Source organism: Brevibacterium sp. (assembly GCF_052105255.1).
In the GTDB taxonomy this organism is placed as follows: domain Bacteria; phylum Actinomycetota; class Actinomycetes; order Actinomycetales; family Brevibacteriaceae; genus Brevibacterium; species Brevibacterium linens_B.
Genome location: NZ_JBQDYQ010000015.1, coordinates 12,952 through 33,089 on the forward strand (window position 1 = coordinate 12,952; position 20,138 = coordinate 33,089).

Annotated in this window: 16 protein-coding genes; 13 read left to right on the plus strand and 3 right to left on the minus strand. The window is 64.5% G+C overall.

Going from position 1 to position 20,138, the window contains the following annotated elements; translation table 11 throughout:
* The first annotated feature begins 5 nt into the window (after nucleotides 1–5).
* The 8 genes from rsmI to ACTIIH_RS06435 all read left to right on the plus strand — a co-directional run bounded on the left by rsmI (nucleotide 6) and on the right by ACTIIH_RS06435 (nucleotide 11,384).
* A complete protein-coding gene (rsmI, locus tag ACTIIH_RS06400; RefSeq protein WP_441091814.1) occupies nucleotides 6–977 on the plus strand; it encodes a 16S rRNA (cytidine(1402)-2'-O)-methyltransferase in 972 nt (323 codons plus the stop codon).
* Nucleotides 978–1,388: 411 nt separating this feature from the next.
* Nucleotides 1,389–2,471, plus strand: a complete 1,083-nt coding sequence (locus tag ACTIIH_RS06405; protein WP_441451162.1) for a hypothetical protein — start codon at nucleotides 1,389–1,391, stop codon at nucleotides 2,469–2,471.
* A 465-nt stretch (nucleotides 2,472–2,936) separates the two neighbouring features.
* Complete coding sequence (gene metG / locus ACTIIH_RS06410; RefSeq protein ID WP_441451163.1) at nucleotides 2,937–4,652, plus strand: methionine--tRNA ligase; 1,716 nt, start codon at nucleotides 2,937–2,939, stop codon at nucleotides 4,650–4,652.
* Nucleotides 4,652–5,653: a TatD family hydrolase gene (locus ACTIIH_RS06415; protein WP_441451164.1), complete on the plus strand. Its 1,002-nt coding sequence runs from the start codon at nucleotides 4,652–4,654 to the stop codon at nucleotides 5,651–5,653. Before metG ends, ACTIIH_RS06415 begins: the two co-directional genes overlap by 1 nt.
* Before the next feature lie 278 nt (nucleotides 5,654–5,931).
* Nucleotides 5,932–7,218 carry a ubiquitin-like domain-containing protein gene (locus tag ACTIIH_RS06420; protein WP_441451165.1) on the plus strand — a complete coding sequence of 429 codons (1,287 nt, stop codon included), beginning with the start codon at nucleotides 5,932–5,934 and terminating at the stop codon, nucleotides 7,216–7,218.
* A gap of 390 nt (nucleotides 7,219–7,608) precedes the next feature.
* Nucleotides 7,609–7,902: a co-chaperone GroES gene (gene groES, locus ACTIIH_RS06425; protein ID WP_039209993.1), complete on the plus strand. Its 294-nt coding sequence runs from the start codon at nucleotides 7,609–7,611 to the stop codon at nucleotides 7,900–7,902.
* Nucleotides 7,903–7,938: 36 nt separating this feature from the next.
* Nucleotides 7,939–9,531, plus strand: coding sequence for a chaperonin GroEL (groL, locus tag ACTIIH_RS06430; RefSeq protein ID WP_441451166.1), 1,593 nt, complete (start codon nucleotides 7,939–7,941; stop codon nucleotides 9,529–9,531).
* Between the two features lie 284 nt (nucleotides 9,532–9,815).
* A complete protein-coding gene (locus tag ACTIIH_RS06435; RefSeq protein ID WP_441451167.1) occupies nucleotides 9,816–11,384 on the plus strand; it encodes a polysaccharide pyruvyl transferase family protein in 1,569 nt (522 codons plus the stop codon).
* A 253-nt stretch (nucleotides 11,385–11,637) separates the two neighbouring features.
* On the opposite strand, the gene ACTIIH_RS06440 is transcribed toward ACTIIH_RS06435, so the two are convergent.
* Nucleotides 11,638–11,880, minus strand: coding sequence for a hypothetical protein (locus ACTIIH_RS06440; RefSeq protein WP_441451168.1), 243 nt, complete (start codon nucleotides 11,878–11,880; stop codon nucleotides 11,638–11,640).
* Between the two features lie 87 nt (nucleotides 11,881–11,967).
* On the opposite strand from ACTIIH_RS06440, the gene ACTIIH_RS06445 reads away from it, so the two are divergent.
* Both ACTIIH_RS06445 and ACTIIH_RS06450 read left to right on the plus strand, forming a co-directional pair.
* Nucleotides 11,968–12,744, plus strand: a complete 777-nt coding sequence (locus tag ACTIIH_RS06445; protein ID WP_441451169.1) for an ABC transporter ATP-binding protein — start codon at nucleotides 11,968–11,970, stop codon at nucleotides 12,742–12,744.
* The gene (locus ACTIIH_RS06450; protein ID WP_441451170.1) at nucleotides 12,741–14,162 is read left to right on the plus strand and encodes an ABC transporter permease; all 1,422 of its coding nucleotides are present in this window, start codon (nucleotides 12,741–12,743) and stop codon (nucleotides 14,160–14,162) included. The genes ACTIIH_RS06445 and ACTIIH_RS06450 overlap by 4 nt, the downstream gene beginning before the upstream one ends.
* 71 nt (nucleotides 14,163–14,233) lie before the next feature.
* On the opposite strand, the gene ACTIIH_RS06455 is transcribed toward ACTIIH_RS06450, so the two are convergent.
* The gene (locus ACTIIH_RS06455) at nucleotides 14,234–15,751 is read right to left on the minus strand and encodes a class I adenylate-forming enzyme family protein (RefSeq protein ID WP_441091804.1); all 1,518 of its coding nucleotides are present in this window, start codon (nucleotides 15,749–15,751) and stop codon (nucleotides 14,234–14,236) included.
* 92 nt (nucleotides 15,752–15,843) lie between these two features.
* On the opposite strand from ACTIIH_RS06455, the gene ACTIIH_RS06460 reads away from it, so the two are divergent.
* Nucleotides 15,844–16,446, plus strand: a complete 603-nt coding sequence (locus tag ACTIIH_RS06460) for a TetR family transcriptional regulator (protein WP_441451171.1) — start codon at nucleotides 15,844–15,846, stop codon at nucleotides 16,444–16,446.
* The gene (locus ACTIIH_RS06465; RefSeq protein ID WP_441451172.1) at nucleotides 16,443–18,173 is read left to right on the plus strand and encodes an acyl-CoA dehydrogenase family protein; all 1,731 of its coding nucleotides are present in this window, start codon (nucleotides 16,443–16,445) and stop codon (nucleotides 18,171–18,173) included. The genes ACTIIH_RS06460 and ACTIIH_RS06465 overlap by 4 nt, the downstream gene beginning before the upstream one ends.
* Before the next feature lie 144 nt (nucleotides 18,174–18,317).
* Here the strand turns inward: ACTIIH_RS06465 and ACTIIH_RS06470 are convergent, their stop codons facing one another.
* Nucleotides 18,318–18,770 carry a hypothetical protein gene (locus ACTIIH_RS06470; protein WP_441091801.1) on the minus strand — a complete coding sequence of 151 codons (453 nt, stop codon included), beginning with the start codon at nucleotides 18,768–18,770 and terminating at the stop codon, nucleotides 18,318–18,320.
* A gap of 253 nt (nucleotides 18,771–19,023) precedes the next feature.
* Here ACTIIH_RS06470 and ACTIIH_RS06475 point away from each other — a divergent pair, with 253 nt between their 5' ends.
* On the plus strand, nucleotides 19,024–20,100 hold the full coding sequence (locus ACTIIH_RS06475) for a pseudouridine synthase (protein ID WP_441451173.1): 1,077 nt from the start codon (nucleotides 19,024–19,026) through the stop codon (nucleotides 20,098–20,100).
* Nucleotides 20,101–20,138 lie beyond the last annotated feature (38 nt).

The following is a 20,138-nucleotide window of genomic DNA, read 5'->3' on the forward strand; positions in this document are numbered from 1 at the left end:
ACCACTTGAGTTCAGACTCCTTCGCGCCGTCGGACCAGGACGCCGATACTGACCGCGCAATCGGTGTCGACGACGACCTCGCCGAGGCGGCCCCGCCCGATGACATCGATCAGAACGACCCCGCCGGGCTGAGTTCCGGTCCGAACCTCACCGGCGGTCGACTCATCCTGGTCGGGACTCCGATCGGCAACCTCGGCGATGCGAGCCCGCGGATGCGGGAGGCCATCGAAACGGCCGATGTCATCGCCGCCGAGGACACGCGTCGGTTCCTGTCGCTGGCGCAGCGGCTCGATCTCAGGCATACGAAGCGGGTCATCAGCGTCTTCGACCACAACGAGGGCCACCGTGCTCCCGAGCTCGTCGAGCTCATCGCCGCCGGTGAGACCGTTGTTCTGCTCTCCGACGCGGGAATGCCCGCCGTCTCCGACCCCGGCTACCGTGTGGTCAGGGCCTGCGCCGAGGCGGGATTTGCGATCACGTCGACGCCGGGTCCGTCCGCGGTGCTCATGGCGCTGGCGGTCTCGGGACTGCCGAGTGATCGGTTCAGCTTCGAAGGGTTCCTGCCGCGCAAATCCGGGCAGCGCAAGACCCTGCTGACCGAACTCAAGGCCGAGAAGCGGACGATGGTGTTCTTCGAAAGCCCGCACCGCATTGCCGATGCGATGGACGACTTCGCCGAGATCATCGGCATCGACCGGCCCATGGCCATCAGCCGTGAGCTGACGAAGACCTACGAGGAGACTCTGCGCGGGACCGTCGGGTCCCTGCGTGACCAGGCCGCCGGGGGGCTGCGCGGGGAACTGACCCTTGTGCTCGCCGGTGCCACCGAGGTCGAAACGGCTCCGGAGGACCACCTCGGCGAGGTCAGTGCGCTGGTCGATTCCGGAGTGCGCGCGAAAGATGCGGCCGGGCAGGTGGCGAAGAAGTTCGGCCTGTCCAAGCGCGACGTCTACGAGGCCTGGCTCCACCGCGAGTGAGGTGCGAGGCGGGACTGTTGAGGCCGACGTCCTGCTGAGCGTCTGTCGTGGATGATCCCCCGGGATGCCTTCTGCGGCTCACTGGATGCCTGAGTTGTGTTCTGCATGTCTACCGTAGACGGACGCACTCGCACGCCCCACCCTGTTGAGTAGTTCGTTACACCCTGCTCTGAATTGCACATGGAGAAACCTGGGCACTTTGGAAACACCTGTATCGGAAACGGCGTCAGCCTCGCGCAAACGCTGAGTGATTGTCGCTGTGAGTCGTTACCGGTATCGGGTAGACCCTCGCCTGTATGGGGTAGGAAGGGTCGACGACTTCGACGTAGTTTCCTGTGGACGGTGCGAATCTATCCACAGGCAGTGATTCGACCCAGTGACTAGACCGCGGTGAAGCCGCACGATCAGCAGATGACTCTTGAATATTTGGACAGATACAACGTCGTCGATTACAGAACTCTCAGAGCAGTCGGGATGACCCATGCAGCCATCTCCAGTGCTGTGAACTGTTGCCTGCTGAAGCTGTCACGTGGAACCTATTCGATCGTCCGTGCCTGTTCTGAGAGCAAACACCGGTCGGTGGCGAAGTTGATCAATGATGAAGACTGGGTCGAGTATTTTCGTACGACGACAGCGGCCGGCCGTGCAGCCGACTACCGGTTCGATGAGCATATGGCGCGTCTGAAAATCGTGCACTATCGCCACTTCCGGGCAGCAGACGCGGTCAGCGGGGCGTCGGCCGCGTTTCTTCACGAGCTCCCGTTGTACGAAGCCGAGTTGGATCGGATAACTGTGTCGAATCCGTCCGCGGCGTCACGCAGCCCTGAGATCATCAGGCGGCGGCGACAGTTCAGCTCTGAGGACGTGTGCACGATCCACGGGGTCAGGGCCTTCACATCGGTCCGCACCGGGCTGGACATGATTACAGAGAGTGGACCAGCCGACGGCATGGCTGCGTTGGAAGGCGGTTTGCGTACGCAGGTTGAGAAAGAATCCGGCGATTCACAGATCGGCAAGAACAATCCACGTCGCATGCAAACGATCGGCAGAGAGATCGTGGCTCGTGATTTTGTCCCAGCAGCGATGCGTCTTCGCCAGGGGAGGGAGCGCGCCCTGCGAATACTGACGATCATCAGTCCGCTGTCGGAGAACTACGCAGAGAGCCGGACATCATTCGCGCTTCACCAGACGGGCCTGCACGATTTCATCCAACAGTGGAACGTCGGACGCGACGGTGACCTTCTTGCGAGACTCGATTTCCTGCACCGGCAAACCAACACTGTGCTCGCATTCGACGGAGGTCAGAAATACGCCGACTTCGGGGGCGAGCGAATCAAGCATGAAGGTCGCCAGCAGAACGAGTTGTTGAACATGGGCTTCCGAATCGTGCATCTGGAGTTCGGCGACATCATGAACTTGAAGCGGTTTGAGACGAAGCTGTTCGCACAGGCACCGCAGCTATTGGACTATCGGGGCAAACCGACTCTGAAGTAGTGCTGATGCCTGCAACTCCAAAAAGGCTTTGCACTGTGGTCTATGGGAAAACGAGTGGATCCGCTCCTGGCACGAACAGTGTGGAAGGCAAGAGCTGCGAAAGGCACTCTTGTCTTTGAATTGCACAGGTTGTTCAGTGGGCAGTTCTAAGAAACCTGTACCTCACCGACGGCGGAGGTGGATTATCGCCACCTGGAGGTCGAGCCCAGTTCAAGGCCGCAGTCGGTAATTCCGCCGCGGATACGGGCAGCGCCTGAAAAGCGCCCATGCGCACTACGGTGTATCCACGCGCCCTACGGCGCATCCATTCCGCACCTTCCGCACACCTTCCCGCACCTGCCATCCGCCTGCGCCGTGTTCCCACACCGTCACACACCCACGCGCTCACCGCAAACGGACCCACGCGCTCACCGCAAACGGACCCATGCGTGCCCGTCGCGCCACGTCCCTTAGACTGAGTTCCCTATGGGTTACTACTTGACGACAGCGATTGCCTACCCCAACGGGGCCATTCACATCGGGCATGCCTATGAGTACATTGCGGCCGACACGATCGCCCGGTTCAAGCGACTGGACAATCACGATGTCTTCTTCTGCACCGGCACGGACGAGCACGGACTGAAGATGCTGCAGGCGGCGAACAAGCTCGGCATCACTCCCAAAGAACTCGCTGACGACAACGCGAAGAACTTCCGCGACACCCAGCTCGCCCTCGGCTCGACCTTCGACCGGTTCATCCGCACCACCGACGACGACCACTACACCGCCTCGCAGGCCATCTGGCGCAAGCTCGAAGAGGCCGGAGACATCTACCTCGACACGTACTCCGGCTGGTACTCCGTGCGCGACGAGGCCTTCTACACCGATGACGAAACCGAGGTCGTCGACGGCGTCCGGCTGTCCAAGGAAACCCGCACCGAGGTGACCTGGACCGAAGAGGAGTCCTACTTCTTCCGCCTCTCGAAGTACCAGGACAAGCTGCTCGAGCTGTACAAGAACCACCCGGAGTTCATCGGTCCGGACTCCCGCCGCAACGAGATCGCCTCGTTCGTCTCCTCCGGGCTCAAGGACCTCTCCGTCTCCCGCACCACCTTCGACTGGGGTGTGCCGGTGCCGGGCAACGACAAGCACGTGATGTACGTGTGGATCGACGCCCTGACGAACTACCTCACTGCCGCCGGCTACCCCGATGACCAGGAGCGCCTCAGCAAGTGGTGGCCCGCGGACGTCCACATCATCGGCAAGGACATCATCCGCTTCCACTCGGTCTACTGGCCCGCGTTCCTCATGAGTGCCGGTATCGAGCTGCCGGGGCGCGTCCACGCCCACGGCTTCCTCTTCAACTCCGGTGAGAAGATGTCGAAGTCCGTCGGCAACGTCGTCGATCCCCTCGACCTCGTCGACGCCTTCGGCCTGGACACCCTGCGCTTCTTCCTCTTCCGCGAGTTCTCCTACGGCCACGACGGTTCGTACACGAAGGACTCGATCATCACCCGCAAGAACTCCGACCTCGCCAACGAATACGGCAACCTCGCCCAGCGTTCGCTGTCGATGATCCAGAAGAACTGCGACGCCCAGGTCCCGCAGCCAGGCGAACTCAGTGAGGCGGACGAGCGGCTCCTCGCCCTCGCCCGGGCCGTACCGGAGACCGCCCGACGCCACGTCGACACCCAGGCTCTCCACCTCTACGTCGAGGCCTGCTGGAAGGTGCTGTCCGAGGCCAACCGCTACTTCTCCGCTCAGGAGCCGTGGAAGCTGAAGAAGACCGACCCCGATCGCATGGCCACCGTGCTGTGGGTGACGATCGAGGTCGTGCGTATCATCTCCATCCTCATCCAGCCGGTCATGCCCGATTCTGCGGGCAAGATCCTCGACCTCCTCGGTGTGCCCGCCGGCGTCGGTGAGGCCGGTGCGAAGGTCCTGCCGACCGCCGTCGATTCCGGATCCGGCGCCGAGGTGATGGGCACCGTGTCGGCGGGTGCGGGCATCGGCGTCGCCGCCGGTGCCGCCTACGCTTCGGCTGCCCTGGCGCCGAACGTCGCCGAGGCCGCTGCCGATGGCATCGCCGCCGCCGAGGCGGATCCCCGGTCGTTCGCGGCCGTCGGGTTCCCGCTCGAGCCGGGCACGCCCCTGCCGAAACCCGAACCCGTGTTCCCGAAGTTCGTGGAGGAGACCGAATAATGGCCTCGCGCGCCGCCGGAACCTATCCACAGGTGCCCGAACCGCTGCCTCACCCCATCGTCGACACCCACACCCACCTCGACATCTGCACGGGTGTGCGGCTGCCGTTGGGCGCCGGCGAACCGGAACCCGAGGTGACCCCGGAGACGGACGAAGAGTTCCCGACGCTGGATTTCTTCCATGACACCGCCGCCGAGGCAGGAGTCCGGCGCATCGTCCAGATCGGCTGCGACCTGCCGGCAGCCCGGTGGACGACCGCGCTCGTGTCGTCCCAATATTCAGGCACCCCCGCCGAGGCGGTCACGCAAGTGGATTCCCCCGCCGAGGTGGCCGACCCGCGCACCGTGCCCGCCCCTCCTGCCGAGGGGCGGACGTGGATGATCGGCGGAGCCGCCCTGCACCCGAACGAGGCACCGCGGCTGGCCGAACGCGGCCTGCTCGACGACGCGCTGACCGAGATCGAATCGCTCGTGAGCTCGCATGGTCGCATGCGTGTGGTGGGGGAGACCGGTCTTGATTACTTCCGCACAGCAGAGGAGGGCGTCGCTAAGCAGCAGCGCTCCTTCCGTGCCCATATCGAGATCGCCAAGCGCACAGGACGTGCACTGCAGATCCACGACCGGGAGGCACACGCTGATGTGCTGCGCATCCTCAAGGAGGAAGGCGCCCCCGAAGTCACGATCTTCCACTGCTACTCCGGTGACGAGGCAATGGCCCGCGAGTGCGCCGCGGAAGGCTACTACATGTCGTTCGCCGGAAACCTCACGTTCAAGAACGCCGATGAGCTGCGGCGGGCCGCGGCGGCGGCTCCACTGGAGCTGCTGCTGACGGAGACCGACGCACCGTTCCTCACCCCGCACCCGCATCGCGGGAAGCCGGGAGGTCCCTACCTCACGGCGATCACGGCGCGGAAACTCGCCGAGGTGCGTGAGATGAGCGAAGAGGATCTGTGTGCTGCCGTGTGGACCAACGCGGAGCGGGCCCTCGGCAGCTGGGAATGAGAACTCCAGCCGATCGATGAGCGACCGACCGTTGGCGCGTGTCGCACTGCGACCGTCGGGCTGGACCGAGCCTCAGGCTCAGTGAGCGAGGTAACGAATCGGTGCGCCGCCTCGGCGAGGAGATGTCACGGTCGGGAATGCCCCCTAAAACATGGGGAACTCCAGGTCAGACACGCCCTCAGGAAACTCACACCGTTACATTTCCGTGATATTTTGCGAACCGTGTAACGAATCGGTTACAGTGAACGGGTCGATAAACTCTGCTCAGGGATATTTTTGTGATTGATTTTCTGAAGAACCGCAAGGTTCAGATCGCTGCACAGGCGGTCGTGATCACCGGACTCGTCGGTGGCACGGGCGCAGTTGTGACCATGAACAAGCCTGTGACCTTGGAGGTCAACGGGCAGGCCGAGGAGATCCGGACCTTCGGCGGAACGGTCGGGGACATCCTCGACAGCCATGAGATCGATGTCGATAAGCGCGACCAGGTCAAGCCCGGCGTGGGCACCGAGGTCGACCGTGACATGACGATCACCGTCAACACGGCGAAGAAGGTGGCGCTGTCCGTCGATGGCAAGGAATCCGACGAATGGACCAACGCGAACACCGTCGGTCAGGCTCTGGCCGACCTCGGCGTCGACGCGAAGGGCGCCGACCTCAATGCGAAGGCCGGCCAGCGGCTGAAGGACGAGGGCAATGACATCGAGGTGACCACGTCGAAGGACCTCACCGTCGTCGCCGATGGTAAGGACCACAAGGTCTCGGCCGCCGTGGGTACCGCCAAGGAAGCCCTCAAGGACACGGGCGTCAAGCTGAACAAGGACGACTTCCTGTCCGTGCCGATGTCCGCCGAGGTCTCCGACGGCCAGGTGCTCACCGTCAACCGCGTGAAGAACGACACCGTCAAGGACAAGCAGACCATCAAGGCCAAGGTCGAGACCAAGAAGTCCGACTCCCTCTATGAGGGTGAGACCAAGGTCGAGACCGAAGGTAAGGATGGCGAAAAGCAGGTCACTTACAAGGTCAAGACGATCAACGGCGAAGAGGTCAAGAAGGAGAAGAAGGACGAGAAGGTCCTCTCCGAGCCCAAGACCAAGGTCGTCATTCAGGGCACCAAGAAGAAGGAAGAACCGGCGGACACCGGCGGCTCCGACTCGGGTGACTCCAGCGATTCCGGTTCGGGCGATTCCGGTGACTCCAGTTCAGGCGATTCCGGTTCGGGTGACTCCGGTTCGGGTGACTCCGGTTCGGGTGATTCCGGCGACTCGAACACCGGCGGCGGCTCCGGCTCCGGTGGCGGCGACATGAGCACCGCAGAGATCAAGGCGATGCTCGGCGGCCCCGGTTCCAAGTGGTACCAGGTCGCCAAGTGCGAGTCGAACTTCAACCCCCGTGCGGTGAACCAGTCGAACCGCGCGCACTTCGGTCTGTTCCAGTTCAAGCTCGCCACCTGGCAGTCCATGGGCGGCAGCGGCAACCCGATCGATGCCAGCCCGCGGGAGCAGTTCGAGCGTGCCAAGAAGCTCCAGGCCGCAGCCGGCTGGGGTCAGTGGGCCTGCGCCTGATCTGAGATCAGGGCCGAGTTCCCCGACTGGGCGCCTGTAGAGGCCATGAACTCTGGCCGCCATTGACAACAGATATCGGCAACTGAGCTGAGGCGGCCAGCACGAAGCGTGGGCCCCGAGGAGAGATCCTCGGGGCCCACGCTTTTCGGTGCCTGGCAACCCCGGGTTCCAGGCCCAATCTGAACTTTCGCCCAGAGGATGACGAATTGCTGGCACTCAAGTTGACCGAGTGCTAAGAGCGTTCTAGAGTCAGAATTAGCACTAGCACTCATTGAGTGCCAGTTTCATGAGACGGTCGAATCGCTCGGCACCCGCGACGACGAGAGGTTCATGGCATAAGCCGCCGTCTGACTCGATGAAATAGAACCCAGCGAAGGGAGAGGGCCCGATATGTCGGTCTCCATCAAGCCACTCGAAGATCGGATTGTCATCCGTCAGGTCGAAGCAGAACAGACTACCGCCAGTGGTCTGGTCATTCCCGAAACCGCCAAGGAAAAGCCTCAGGAAGGCGAAGTTGTCGCAGTGGGCCCGGGCCGCGTTGCTGACAACGGAAACCGCGTGCCGGTCGACGTCGCCGTCGGCGACAAGGTCATCTACTCCAAGTACGGAGGCACCGAAGTCAAGTACGCAGGCGAAGAGTTCCTCGTGCTCTCGGCTCGCGACGTGCTCGCCGTCATCGGCTGAATCCCCTGAACGACAACTTCACTGACAGGAGGACGAATGCCTAAATCATTGGAATTCAACGACGAAGCCCGTCGTGCACTGGAAAAGGGTGTCAACACCCTGGCCGACACCGTCAAGGTGACGCTGGGACCCAAGGGCCGCAACGTCGTGCTCGACAAGAAGTGGGGCGCTCCCACGATCACGAACGATGGTGTCACCATCGCCCGTGAGGTCGAGGTCGACGATCCTTACGAGAACCTCGGCGCACAGCTGGCCAAGGAAGTCGCCACCAAGACCAACGACATCGCCGGTGACGGAACCACCACCGCGACTGTTCTCGCTCAGGCCTTCGTCAACGAAGGACTGCGCAACGTTGCCGCAGGTGCCGCACCCGGACAGCTCAAGCGCGGCATCGAGACCGCCGTCGAGGCCGTCTCGCAGCAGCTGGGCACGATCGCCCGCGACGTCGCCGACTCTTCGGAGATCGCACACGTCGCCGGTCTGTCGGCTCAGTCGCCCGAGATCGGCAAGCTCATCGCCGATGCCTTCGACAAGGTCGGCAAGGACGGCGTCATCACGATCGACGAGTCGCAGGCCGCGTCCGTCGAACTCGAGATCACCGAAGGAATGCAGTTCGACAAGGGCTTCCTGTCGCCGCACTTCGTGACCGATGCCGATCGCCAGGAGGCTGTGCTCTCCGACGCGCTCATCCTCATCAACCAGGGCAAGATCTCCAACATCCAGGAGCTCCTGCCAGTCCTCGAGAAGGTGCAGCAGGCCGGCAAGCCGCTGTTCATCATCGCCGAGGACATCGAGGGTGAAGCTCTGTCGACCCTGGTCGTCAACAAGCTGCGCGGAATCATCAACGTCGCCGCCGTCAAGGCTCCCGGCTTCGGTGACCGTCGCAAGGCCATCCTCGAGGACCTCGCCGTCCTCACCGGTGGCCAGGTCGTCACACCGGACATGGGCATGAAGCTCGACCAGGTCACTCTGGAAGAGCTCGGCAACGCCCGCACCATCACCGTCACCAAGGACAACACCACCATCATCGATGGTGCCGGTGCCGACGATGCTGTTGCCGGTCGTGTCGCTCAGATCCGCGCCGAGGTCGAGAACACCGATTCCGACTGGGACCGCGAGAAGCTGCAGGAGCGCTTGGCCAAGCTCTCCGGCGGAGTCGCCGTCATCAAAGTCGGCGCCGCCACCGAGGTGGAGCTCAAGGAGCGCAAGCACCGCGTCGAAGACGCCGTGTCCGCTACTCGAGCCGCCATCGAAGAGGGTGTCGTCGCCGGCGGTGGATCGGCTCTGATCCACGCTGCGAAGGTCCTCGACGGCAACGACCTCGGACTGTCCGGTGACGCACTCACCGGTGCCGAGATCGTCAAGCGCGGAGTCGTCCAACCGCTGCGCTGGATCGCCGAGAACGCCGGCCAGGACGGCTACGTCGTCGTCGCCAAGGTGACCGACCTCGATTCCGGCCAGGGCTACAACGCCGCCATCGGTGACTACGGCGACCTCATCGGCGCCGGAATCATCGACCCCGTCAAGGTCACCCGTTCGGCGCTGCGCAACGCCGCTTCGATCGCCGCCCTGGTTCTCACCACCGAGACCCTGGTTGTCGAGAAGAAGGAAGAGGAGGACGAGGACTGAGCCATCCGCTCGGACTGAGTCATCTCTGACCACGACAGTGGCCCGGAACATCACGTTCCGGGCCACTGTCGCATTCATCGGCGTATGCACCCTCGCCGAGACGGCCCGCCACCCTTTCAATGCGTTCAGGGCGGTTGCCTCCGCGGCTGTCTCCGTTGTCGATTTCGACGCGAACGTATTCACCTCGGAGACAGGTGCTGTTCACGAGCGAACGCATCGCTGTCGTTACAGTGATCGGAACATTCGATTGAAGTTCTGCAGTGCATGACGTGAACAAGGGATCCATGAAGAGAATTACGATGATCGGCGACGTAGGCTGGAGCCGGTTCTACCACCTCGGCGATGAGGCGATGACGGAACTGGCCATCGATGAGCTTCGTGCCCGAGCGGATATCGCCATCACGCTTATCGCCGGTCAACCCCAGCACGCGAGCGAAATGTACGGCGTCGACGCTGTCAGACGCATCGGGTTCAGGCGCGACCGACGTCCCAATACCTCTCGGATGAAGAAGATCCTCGACTACGTCGCCGGAGACCGGAATGCGCTGAAGGCAGATGACCCGGCGATTGACGTCATTGAGGCAGTCCGGAATTCCGCGGCCGTCCTCATCGCGGGCGGTGGCAACCTCAACTCGATGTTCGCCCAACACATCTACGAGCGTGCGACCCTGGCGAAGATCGCCCGTGCCCTCGGCAAACCGTATGCGTTGACCAGCCAGACTCTCGGCCCGCTCATCTACGACGAGGATCGGGACATCGTCCACGACCTCCTCGCCGAGGCGGAGTTCGTCGGAACCCGCGAAAGCTACACGACCCAGCTCGTCGACGATCTCGGACGAGGCTCCGCGACGGTGCGCCGTCAGGTCGACGACGCGTTCTCATTGACAGCCCGCGACGAGGACCGGTCTGCCGTGTCGGATCTGACCGAACGTCCATTCATCCTGGCCAGCTTCGCCGAGAAGGCCTCGACCCCGATGCTCAGTGATGACGACTATCACGCACGACTGGCGGAACTCACCCGTCGGCTCGCCGAGGATACCGGCCTGTGGGTGCTGCTTGTGCCGCACGGCGGAGCACTGCCACCAGCGCCGGAGACGAGAGACCAGCTCACCGACCCGAAGATCGCTCGGGGCAGCGGGCATGCTGAGGTCGTTCCCACCCGGATGCTCACCGCACGAGAGCTCATCGCCCTGACTGAGCAGGCCCAACTGGTCGTCGGGACCCGGTACCACGCGGCGATCTTCGCCGGAGCTGCGGGCGTTCCCCTCATCTCGTTGGCCCCCAACCTCTATTCGTCCATCCGCATGAGGGGAGCTGCGGAGAACGTCGGTATGGAGGACTACGTGTTGCCGCTCGATTCGGTCGACGACATCGTGTCGACTGCCGTCGGAGCGGTGGGAAACCGAGACGAGCTCACGGGCCGACTGAGTGCACAGTCGCAGAAGCGCCGCGCTGAGCATCAGCAGTGGTGGGACTTCGTCGTCGCGAAGACGCTGGGCGACACCCCCGGAGCGGCGGAGACCGAAGCACCCGGCTTCTTCCACGCCGAAGCGATCGACAACCCATACGTCGACGACATCGGCGTAGTCCGCGAACGTCTCAACGCCGTCCAGAACTACGGGCTGGTGATGGCGCTCAAGGACCGGAAGGCGGCACGGGCGAACGAAGAGGTGCAGGCGGTGAAGTCGCAGCTGCAGCGCCTACGCGCCGAACGCGACGAGGCCCGCCGACGAGATGAGCGGCGCGAGGCAGAGCCTGCTGTCCGAGCAGCCCGGCGCGTGGAGAGCACAGGTCGCCGAACCACGGAGTTCGCCCGTCGCGCATATCGCCGGCTGCGTTCCGCGCGCAGGTAGGCTCAAGGGCCTCGGGCGCGCAGGATTCCACTTTCGACACACCCTGCTCTGAAATGCACACTGAAGTACCTGAGCAATTCAGAGACAGGTGTACACAAAGCCTGAAGCCACTGTGCTCCAGTCGTGGTTGCGCGCTTTGTGCCGTCTAGAGCGTGCTCGGGCATGGGGATGTGTCGTTGTTGTCGGCTTGGTGCACGCGCGCGAGGCCTGGACGAAGGGCGCTCCGGCGCGGTCGTGCTTATGCGCGGTTCGCTTAGAGATGAGCGCGCAGGCGGGCGAGGTCGGCTCGAACCAAGTCGGCATCGCGGTCGAACTCGGCGTCGTCGACTCCCGGCAGACGGAACAGAGTGAAGACCACCTCGGCGCCGGCATCATTGGCCAGCACCCGCAGGGGGTTGTGCACGATCGCGCCGTCGGGGAAGATCACATCGTGATCGAGGATGCCCAACAAGGGAAGCCGCGCGGCCAGAGCACCCGCTGTACACAGCTGGCTCACACCTACTGGCCAGTCGCTTTTCATGTTGCTGGGCGCTGATCCTCGTTAGTCTGGAAATGACAGCTTGCACCGACGCATGAGGAATCCATGACCACCGGCCCGACGATGCCCATTGCCCGACTTCGCGACGTTTCGAAGGTCTTCGATCCGAAAGGGGCAGCGGTCACGGCTCTCAGCGGGGTCAGCACCGACATCGCACCGGCCAAGCTGACCGCGGTGATGGGGCCCTCGGGTTCGGGGAAATCAACACTCATGCACGTCCTCGCCGGACTCGATCGTCCCACCTCGGGCACGGTCCACCTCGGCGAACAGGAGATCACGAAGCTGCGCGACGACGACCTCACCGCCCTGCGCCGCCGCCGGATCGGATTCGTCTTCCAAGCGTTCAATCTCGTGCCCACGCTCACCGTCAAGGAGAACATCCGGCTGCCCTTCGAACTCGACGATCGTCGCCCGAACGCCGACGAGCGTGCCTGGATCACCACGATCGTCCACCGCCTGGGGTTGGAGGACCGGCTCAAACACCGACCCAACGAGCTCTCCGGCGGACAACAGCAGCGCACCGCCATCGCCCGAGCCCTTGCGACCCGCCCCGACATCCTCTTCGCCGACGAACCGACCGGCAACCTCGATGCGAAGTCCGGCCGCGAAGTCATGGCGATCATGGTCGAGGTCGTCCGCGACTTCGGCCAATCCATCGTGCTCGTCACCCACGACCCGATCGTCGCCGCCCACGCGGACCGCGTGATCTTCATCGCTGACGGCACCCCGGTGACGGAACTGAACGACGCGATCACTGCTGAGGCGATCGCCTCGACCATGCTCGACATCGACGAACGCGCCGAATCCGCGGTGAGCCGATGAACCCGCTGCGCGAAATCCGAACCAACCCGCGGCAGTTCCTCCCCAGCGTCCTCGTCGTCTTCATCGCTGCCCTCTTCGGCACCGCGATCATGCAGGGCATCGCGATCCTGACGGCGTGGCTGTCGTCCGAGAAGATCATCGCCGAATCCGAGACCGCGCAGAACCTGCTGTCGATGGTCGGGTTCACCTTCTTCCTCATTGCCCTCTTCGTCTCCGCGATCGTCATCGCGAATACGTTCTCGATCATCATCGCCGGTCGCAGTCGCCAGTTGGCTCTGCTGCGCCTCATCGGGGCGTCGTCGAAACGGCTGCGCAGGGCCGCCTCGGCGGAGGGACTGATCATCTCCGTTCCCGCCGCGGTGCTCGCCTTCGCGGCATCGACCGGGCTGGCGAAAGCGGCCCAGAATTATCTGGGCAACGCCATCACCGAGGAGGTCGCCCTCCTCACCCCGACCATGGCCGTTCCCGCCCTCGCCACCATCATCGTGACCTGGTTGTCGGCGTACCTGGGTGCGCGCCGCATCACGGGGATCTCTCCGATCGAGGCGACCTCGCAGGTGGTGGAGCTCCGGCCCGAGGATGCCCGCGCCTCACTCGGCGGACTCACCGCCTCGCTGATTCTGCTGTCCATGGGGCTGACGTTCCTCGTCAACGCCGTGATCGGGGCCGCCGATCATCGAATCAGCGTGATCAGCGTGGTGCTCACCGCATTCGGCTCGAGCCTGACATTCCTCGGCGTCATCATCGGCCACCCGTGGATACTGCCGCCCCTGCAGGCGGCGATGGGCTGGCTGTGCGGGCGCACCGCGGTGTCCCGGTTGGCCGCCTCGACGATCGCCCGCCATCCCACCCGGAACGCGCGCACGGTCATCGGACTCGTCATCGGCATCACGCTCATCGTCATGTTCGCCACCGCCATGACCACCTTCCGCGATCAGCTGCTGCGGTATGCCAGGTCGCTCGGCAAGGAAGGGTGGGGCGGTCTCGAGGACGCGCTGGCCACCGTCATCGACAAGTCGATGCTGTTCGCGTTGGCCCTCATCCTCTTCTCCGTGATCATCGCCGTCATCGGCGTCGCGAACACGCTCATGCTCTCCGTGCGTCAGCGTACTCAGGAGATCGGGCTGCTCATGGCGCTCGGCCAGACCCCGAAGCGCGTGCGTCGGATGATCACAGCCGAAGGCCTGCAGCTGAGCCTGACCGCCTGCCTGGTCGCCGTGCCGTTGGGCATCGGCTTCGGCTGGGTCGGCGCACTGACACTGCTCTCGCCCCTGCTCGGCCTCTTCGCCCCGAGCGTGCCCTGGACGGTCGTCATCGCCGTCATCGGCGGCACCCTCATCGCCGTGTTCATCGCCAGCCGCGAACCCGCCCGCGCGGCTACATCGATCAGCCCCGTCGAGGCACTCGAAGCTGTGTGAGATCCGGGAACCGAGGACGGTTCCGTAGCCTGGCGGATCGCCTCGCCGAGACGGAACTGGAGGGGTGCCGCTCAGCCGGCGGCCACCTCGCTGCGCAGCTTGTGCTTGAGCAGCTTGCCTGAGGGGTTGCGCGGCAGTTCATCGACGGTCAGTACTTCGCGCGGCAGCTTGTAGCGGGCGAGCTTGTCGGCCAGGTGGTCGCGCAGCTCATCGACGGTGAAGTCCCCACCATCGGTGGTCGTGATGAAGGCGACGACCTGCTCGCCCCACTGCGGATCCGGCTTCGCCACCACCGCGACGTCGGCGACCCGGTCGTGAGCGATGACGGCCTCCTCGACCTCGAGGGAGAATACATTCTCGCCGCCGACGATGATGACGTCCTTCGAGCGGTCGACGATATAGAGATACCCGTCCTCGTCGAGCCGAGCGAGATCACCGGTCTTGTACCACTCACCCTCGAAGGCCGCCTCGGTGGCTTGGGGATTGCCGAGGTATTCGCGCATCCGGGTGTCACCGGCGAACCAGATCTCGCCGGTCTGACCGGGACCTGCTTCGGAACCGTCGGCCGTGACCACTCGCATGGCGTTGCCGACCATGGCATGCCTGCCGACGGACCCGGCCTTGCGGAGCTGGTCCTCAGGTCCGAGAAGGCAGCCGGTCGGACCCATCTCGGACATTCCGAAGAGGTTGTAGAACTGGTTCGTCCCGTAGGCCTCGATGAGCATGGCCGCCGTCGCGCGGTCGATCGGAGCGCCGCCGTAGTTCCACCGGCGAATGGACGAGAAGTCATAGTCGGCGAAATCGAAGCCGAGCTTCTTCGCGGTCATGATCGGCGCGACATAGGCGACAGTGGGTCCGAAGAACGTCGTGATCTGTTCCGCCGCGATGATCTGCATCGACTCCACCGGGTGGTACGCCCGCTGGAGGACGACCGTTCCACCCATCTGGATGGTGGGGATGAGCGCGATGTTCAGCGGCGCCGAATGCCAGATCGGCATGCAGATGAGGTACCGGTCGTCGTCGCGGTAGTCCATGTTGAGGTTGATGAGAGTGCCGACTTGGAAGATATTGCGGTGCGAATGCACGCATCCCTTCGGTGAGCTCGTCGTGCCGGAGGTGTAGAGGATCTGCGCGACCTGTTCATCGGTGAAGTCCCCGGGCTCGGCCTCGGTTGCGGCATCGAGCTGGACATCGAAGCTGCCCGGGGCGCTGGGTTCTGTCTCCAGCCAGGTGATGTCCGGTGCCCCGGCCCGCGCGACTTCGCCGAGCTCGGTGCTGACGATGCCGAGCTTCGCTCCCGAATGCTCGATCGTGTACTTGACCTCTGGGGGCTGGAACTTGTGATTGACCGGTACGACGGTCGCACCGAGGTACCATGCGCCGAAAGCGGCGAAGACGAACCCCGGGACATTCACCGTCATGATGCCCACGGCGTCGCCGGGCCGGATTCCGTTGTCACTGAGCACCTGCGCCGCCTTGAGCGCCCGGTGCCGCAGCTCGGCGTAGGTGAAGCGCTGATCCTCATAGACCAGGGCTTCCTTGTCCGGGTTCCGCAGGACGGTGGTGTCGAGCATGGTTCCGAGCTTCATTGCTTCTCCTTGTGACGAGTGTCATACTGAGAACAATTGAACCACGATTCATTTCTTTGTGGAAGTGAGCCCTTCGACGATCCGAGGTGAGGATGGCGTACCGCGCAACCCAGCGCACTCGGGCCAACGCCGAGGCACGCCGGGCCGGCATCGAACGTGCCGCTCGACATGTCATCGCTCGCGGAGGATTCGCCTCGGCGAGCGTGGCCGCGGTCGCCGCCGAGGCCGACAGTAGCGCCGGATCGATCTACACGTACTTCAGCAACCGTGATGAGCTGCTGCGGCTGGTCTTCGCCCAGGCCGCCGGCCACGAACTGGACATCATTGCCGGCACCGTCGACGAAGCATCCACTGCCGCCGAGGTCGCGGAATCGACCGTCGAAGTCTTCGTCCGCCGCGCCGTAGCCGGTCGCCGGCTCGCCCACGCCCTGCTGCTTGAAGAAGTCCCCGCGCCGGTTCAGAGCGAACGTCTGCGGCTGCGCCGCGGATATGTCGCCGCCATCGGGCAAGCCCTTGATCGGGTGGGCGGTACGACGATCCCCGCCGAGGTGGTTGCTCGGTCGATCGTCGGAAGCGTGGGAGAGAACCTCGTCGACATCCTCGACCCGGCCACCCCGAATCCGAGCTCCGCAGAGATCGAGACCCTCATCAAGGCACTGACCACGTTCACCCGATCCGCATTAGGAGAACCATGACCGCGACGCCCGACACCGCGTCAACGAAAGCGAACCCTGCAGTCACACGCTCCGCAGAACCCGCGGCGGAACCCATCACCCCACGGACGACGCATACGGTGTTCAACCAGGCGCCGCCTCGGCGAGATATCAACGAGTTCACGCTGAATACGGCTCTGAAGGATGCGCTCGCCCACTATGCGCCGGATGCCTCGCATGACGAGCTCGAGCGCATCGGGGCGCTCGTCGGCAGCGCTGATTTCATCAACGACGCACGCCTGGCCAATGTCCACGGGCCGGTGCTGCGCACCCACGACGACTGGGGCCACCGCATCGACGAGATCGAATTCCACCCGGCCTACCATCGGATCATCGGCGATGCGCTTGATGCGGAAGCCCACTCCTACGCCTGGACGCACCCCGGGCCGGGGGCGAACGTCGAACGCGCCGTGCGGTTCATGCTCTTCTCCCAGATCGAACCCGGCCACGCCTGCCCCGTGTCGATGACGCACGCGGTCGTGCCGTCCCTGCGCACTGACTCTGCGCTCGCCGATTTCTGGGTGCCGCGTGCCACCGCCGCCGGCTTTGATCCGCGGCGGATCGACTCGGCGGCGAAGACCGCAGTGACCTTCGGCATGGCGATGACGGAGAAGCAGGGCGGATCGGACATCCGGGCGAACACCACCTTTGCGGTCCCGTCCGGCGACCACTACCTCATCACCGGCCACAAATGGTTCTGCTCAGCTCCGCAGTCGGACGCGTTCCTCGTCATCGCCCAGCTCGATGAGGGCCCGAGCTGCTTCGTCGTGCCCCGAGTGCTGCCCGGCGGGGACCTCAACTCGGTACGCATCCAACGGCTCAAGGACAAGCTCGGGAACAAGTCCAACGCCTCCTCGGAAGTCGAGTTCGATGCCACCGAAGGGTGGCTGCTGGGCGAGCCGGGCAGGGGAGTGCGCACGATCATCGAGATGGTCGCCCAGACCCGGCTCGACTGCGTCCTCGGTTCGGCCGCGGGGATGCGCCAAAGTGTGGCCGAGGCGGCCTGGCACGCCCGTGGGCGCGCGGCCTTCGGTGCCACACTCATCGACCAGCCGCTCATGCGCGCCGTCATCGCCGACCTCCAGCTCGAAACCGAAGCCGCCACCTACACGGCGCTGCACCTGGCCGCGGCCTACGATGACGACAGCGCCGAGGCGGCCGATTTCCGCCGTCTGGCCACCGCCGTCGGCAAATACTGGATCTGCAAACGCGGGCCAGAGCACGCGTACGAGGCACTCGAGTGCCTCGGCGGCAACGGCTACACCGAAGCGTTCCCACTGGCCCGCCGCTACCGGGAGCAGCCGGTGATGGCGGTGTGGGAAGGCTCCGGAAACGTCATCGTCCTCGACGTGCTGCGTGCCGTGGCCCGTGAACCGCGGAGTGCCAAGTCTTTCCTCGGCTTCCTCGAGACCGGCTTGGGCAACCACGCGGACTTCGATACAGCCTACGAATCGCTGGCGCGGTCGCTGCAGTCAGCGGTGCAGGACCTGGATTCCGGGGATGCGGCGGCGCAGGCGGCGCTGCAGGGGCGAGGCCGAGTTCTCGTGGAGAAGATGGCGCTGCTCATGCAGGCGGCGATCCTCTTCGAATCCGCACCAGCTGAAGTGGCATCGAGCTTCGCGGCGGCCCGCCTCGGTGCCGATCGAGGCCGCGAATACGGTGCCCTGCCCGACGGCGTCGACATCGACTTCCTCGTCGAGCGGGCGTGAGCGGGCGACCGCGCGCCGAACAGCCCAGTCTGAGGTGAGCAGCACATGTTTGAAACTGGGCTATTCAACTCAAACTGGGCCGCGACGCGGCGCGCCCGGCGCGCAGCCGACTGCGGTGGGGGCAGGAAGCAGCGGGGCGGTTGTTCAGCTGCGGCGGTGAGCGGAGACGCAACGGCGCCGGTCGACGCGCATGACCCTCCCGCGGTTGCGCAGGCGACGCTGAACGCAGTCCGGCGGTCCGTCGAAATCCGGTCGCGGGGTGCGGGTGACGACAGCAGGTTTGTGCTCGAAGGCAAATGAATCGGCCTCCCACTCCGGGGTGCGTCGCGCGCCGAACTCAGAGGTCTCGATGAATGACCGGAACTCCGCGACCAGGCGCTCCTGCATGTCATAGAGGCTCTCATCGTTGCCGGGGTAATCGAGGAGGACTTCAACGGCCTCCCCGGCGACGACGATCCTTGCGAAGAGCCGACGCTCATCGTCGGTATCGCGGAGCATCGCGACGCTGTCCCACTCGTGATCGGCGAACATCGCGAGAACGATCGGAGTAACGACCTTCTCGCAGAGGACATCCTGCGTAAGTTCGATGCGGTCCATGTGTCCCACCATAGGTGCTCAGCCGGCGGGAATTCGAAGGCGTCTCGGAGTTTTGCGGAAACCGCGGCCGATCTGCGGTATCCGGCACATTTTGTGCGGCTCCGCGCCAGAGCCTTCCCGCCGGTGCTTTCGCGACCGCGTCTCCGCGCCAGAGCTTCCATGCCGGTGCTTCCCTGTCACTGCTTCCACGACCGTGCCTCAGGCGTCGCCGCATCGACTGGGGACGACGACGGCACCGCATAGACTTGACCCTATGCCCCGCAGTCCGCTTCCGCCTCGAGAAGGAATCTCGGCGACCGCGCTGCGCGCTCCCGGTGGCAGGGCCACCCATGCGAAGAATCACCTGCCCGTCCCCGACTCGATCGGGGACTGGCTCGAGACCGAATTCCCCGAGGCGGCCCCCGAGTCCCGACAGGCGCTGCTGACCGATGGGGACATGTGCGACGAGGCGGGGCGCACGGTGACCTGGGACGATCCGGTCATTCCCGGCGGGTTCTACTTCTTCCACCGTCCGGTCCCACTCGAAGAGCGGATCCCCTTCGACGTCGGGATCGTGTTCGAAGACGAGGACCTGATCGTCGTCGACAAACCTCATTTCCTCGCCAGCACCCCGAACGGACGCTTCGTCCGCGAATGCGTCGTCACCCGGCTGCGTGTCGAGCTCGACCAGCCCGACCTCGTCGCCATCCACCGACTCGACCGGATCACCGCCGGTCTGCTGGTTCTGTCGAAACGGCCCGAGACGCGCGGCCGTTACCAGCGCCTGTTCCAAGACCGCAGGGTCAGCAAAACCTACCGCGCCCTGGCGCCGGCCCCGCCGCCGGAGCTCGAATTCCCACTCGTCCGCGAATCCCGCCTGGTCAAGCCGGTCGGCGGACGCCAGGTGCTCGAAGTCGCAGGGGAGCCGAACGCGGTCAGTCGGATCCGCCTCGTGCGCACCATCGGAGCACGGGGACTCAGCCCCAGCGGAACTCGAGTGGCTACGGATGCAGCTGGGCCACCTCGGCGAGGGGGAGCTGACGGTGCCCCGTCCGACTGGGCGGGGAACGGAAACGGAGCACCGCCTCGGCGAATGGACGCGGTTGCCGAATACGAGCTGAGCCCGGTCACGGGCAAGACGCACCAGCTGCGGGTGCACATGAACGCGCTCGGGCTGCCCATCCTCGGTGATCCGGTCTATCCGGTCGATCTCGCTCCGGATCCGTACGATTTCACGTCACCGCTGCAGCTGTTGGCCGCGGAAATCGCATTCGACGATCCGCTGACGGGGTGCCCGCGCCATTTCACCTCGCGTCTGAGCCTCAACCCGGGCGCGGTCGCAGCGTTCTGAGCGGTCGACTCAGGCAGAGTCGGCGGCGAAGTTCGCCC

Excerpts from the sequence above, each read along its gene's own strand:
- ACTIIH_RS06455 (WP_441091804.1), bottom strand. The coding sequence starts at position 15,751 with ATGAAGCTCGGAACCATGCTCGACACCACCGTCCTGCGGAACCCGGAC.
- ACTIIH_RS06435 (WP_441451167.1), top strand. The coding sequence starts at position 9,816 with ATGAAGAGAATTACGATGATCGGCGACGTAGGCTGGAGCCGGTTCTAC.
- ACTIIH_RS06450 (WP_441451170.1), top strand. The coding sequence starts at position 12,741 with ATGAACCCGCTGCGCGAAATCCGAACCAACCCGCGGCAGTTCCTCCCC.
- groL (WP_441451166.1), top strand. The coding sequence starts at position 7,939 with ATGCCTAAATCATTGGAATTCAACGACGAAGCCCGTCGTGCACTGGAA.
- ACTIIH_RS06475 (WP_441451173.1), top strand. The coding sequence starts at position 19,024 with ATGCCCCGCAGTCCGCTTCCGCCTCGAGAAGGAATCTCGGCGACCGCG.
- ACTIIH_RS06465 (WP_441451172.1), top strand. The coding sequence starts at position 16,443 with ATGACCGCGACGCCCGACACCGCGTCAACGAAAGCGAACCCTGCAGTC.
- ACTIIH_RS06415 (WP_441451164.1), top strand. The coding sequence starts at position 4,652 with ATGGCCTCGCGCGCCGCCGGAACCTATCCACAGGTGCCCGAACCGCTG.
- ACTIIH_RS06470 (WP_441091801.1), bottom strand. The coding sequence starts at position 18,770 with ATGGACCGCATCGAACTTACGCAGGATGTCCTCTGCGAGAAGGTCGTT.
- ACTIIH_RS06460 (WP_441451171.1), top strand. The coding sequence starts at position 15,844 with ATGGCGTACCGCGCAACCCAGCGCACTCGGGCCAACGCCGAGGCACGC.
- ACTIIH_RS06405 (WP_441451162.1), top strand. The coding sequence starts at position 1,389 with ATGACTCTTGAATATTTGGACAGATACAACGTCGTCGATTACAGAACT.
- metG (WP_441451163.1), top strand. The coding sequence starts at position 2,937 with ATGGGTTACTACTTGACGACAGCGATTGCCTACCCCAACGGGGCCATT.
- groES (WP_039209993.1), top strand. The coding sequence starts at position 7,609 with ATGTCGGTCTCCATCAAGCCACTCGAAGATCGGATTGTCATCCGTCAG.
- ACTIIH_RS06445 (WP_441451169.1), top strand. The coding sequence starts at position 11,968 with ATGACCACCGGCCCGACGATGCCCATTGCCCGACTTCGCGACGTTTCG.